The 1,745-nt window shown below is 35.7% G+C and carries 3 protein-coding genes; 1 reads left to right on the forward strand and 2 read right to left on the reverse strand.

The window, feature by feature from the left end; genetic code table 11:
* Nucleotides 1–68: 68 nt before the first annotated feature.
* Entirely contained in the window at nt 69–587 is a 519-nt protein-coding gene (locus RDN22_RS11320; RefSeq protein WP_308558158.1) for a DapH/DapD/GlmU-related protein, read from the reverse strand.
* A gap of 106 nt (nt 588–693) precedes the next feature.
* On the opposite strand from RDN22_RS11320, the gene RDN22_RS11325 reads away from it, so the two are divergent.
* Nucleotides 694–1,575, forward strand: a complete 882-nt coding sequence (locus tag RDN22_RS11325) for a LysR family transcriptional regulator (protein ID WP_308558159.1) — start codon at nt 694–696, stop codon at nt 1,573–1,575.
* Between the two features lie 53 nt (nt 1,576–1,628).
* On the opposite strand, the gene RDN22_RS11330 is transcribed toward RDN22_RS11325, so the two are convergent.
* The coding region (locus RDN22_RS11330) for an IS3 family transposase (protein WP_308554877.1) at nt 1,629–1,745 on the reverse strand (117 nt) is incomplete at its 5' end.

Consider the following 1,745-nt stretch of genomic DNA (forward strand, 5'->3'; position numbering starts at 1 on the left):
TCAATCCTTAATAGCTTAATATCAATAAAGTGTCCAATTTTCTTGGGTCACTACATTGTCGCGGCTTTTTATTTATCAATTTTTTTAATAACTTTTGCAGGCATCCCTGCAACCACAGTATTCTTAGGCACATCCTTAGTTACTACTGCCCCGGCTGCTACAACAGCATTTTCACCTACAACTACTCCAGGACAAATCGTTGCCTTAGCACCAATCCATGCATTTTTCTTAATTACAACTGGCTTTAATTCAAGCTCTCTTCTTTGCTTAGGATTCAGTTTATGGTTAACAGAAAGAAGATATGCGCCTGGTCCAATTAAAACATCGTCTTCAATCGTAATTCCACCCAAATCAACCATCATCACATTGGAATTGATAAAGACACGTTTCCCCAATTTGATGTTATGACCATAATCCGTATAAAATGGTAGTCTAATTTCTGTAGTCTGTGAGATCTTTTGACCTGTAATTTCACTAACTAATTGACGCACTTCGCATTCACAGTGGCGTTGAGTATTCAAGTTCTGCAACAATCTTTGATTTTGTGCAATGATTTCTTGAATAAGTTTCTTATCCTTGGTTTCCATAATTTGCTGCTCCTTTTCTTGCTCATTTTTAGTTTAAAAGGTAAGCTAATTAATGTAAAAAACTTATTAAGTATTACATGTAATAACATTTTTTTATGGTAAAACTATGGAATTAAGAGTTTTAAATTATTTTGTTGCTACAGCACAAGAATTAAATATGACAAAGGCTGCACAGAAATTATTGGTTTCCCAGCCAGCATTATCACGTCAAATTGCAGACTTAGAAGACGAACTGGGGGTTAAATTATTCAATCGCCAACCGCGTCACTTAACACTGACACCATCTGGACAATACTTATTAGAGCAAGCAAAAGAAATTCTGGCTTTAACTGCCAAAACTAAGAGCAATCTCCAATCTTCTGCAGTAATCAGCGGAGACTTAACTATTGCAGCCGGTGAAAGTATCGGGATGCAAAGAATTATGAATATCGTCAGTGATATCATCCAGGACTACCCCACTGTTAAAATTCATATTCTCAGTGGCGACTATGAATTTGCAGAAAAGAAATTAAACATCGGCACAGTCGATTTTGCGGTCATCATTGGTAATGTTAACCTTTCCAACTATGCTTCTTTGCAGATGCCTGAAAAAGACACCTGGGGTATATTGATGACCAAGGATGATCCTCTAGCTAAAAAAGATGTAATTACTCCTAAAGATTTAGCAGGACGAACAGTCCTCAATTCTCAACAAGCTGACACAATGCACTACTTTGACAATTGGTTTGGCAATTACAAAGATCAAATCAATTTTATTGGTACAGTTAACTTAAGTTTTAACGGTACTTTGCTTGTTAAAAACCATGCTGCATTGATGATCACACTGGATAACATTGCTAACACTTCTGATCAATCTGGATTAGTATTCAAGCCAATTACACCTGACATGAAAGAATCAATTACAGTTATTTGGAAGCATGAAACTAACATGTCTCCTGTAGCCGAATTATTCTTAAATCGTCTTCAAGCTTCCATTTCAGATCAATAAAAAAACTAGGTCAAATTTGACCTAGTTGAAGTGGGACCTAAAAAGTAGACATTTTAAAACATAGGATTAATAGAGGCTTGATTCCGATATTCTTTCGGAGTTAAGCCTTTTAATCTGCTCTTTATCCTTTCTTCGTTATAGTATTTGATATATTCCTCTATAGCTTGAGC

This window comes from uncultured Lactobacillus sp. (assembly GCF_902491705.1).
Lineage (GTDB): Bacteria > Bacillota > Bacilli > Lactobacillales > Lactobacillaceae > Lactobacillus.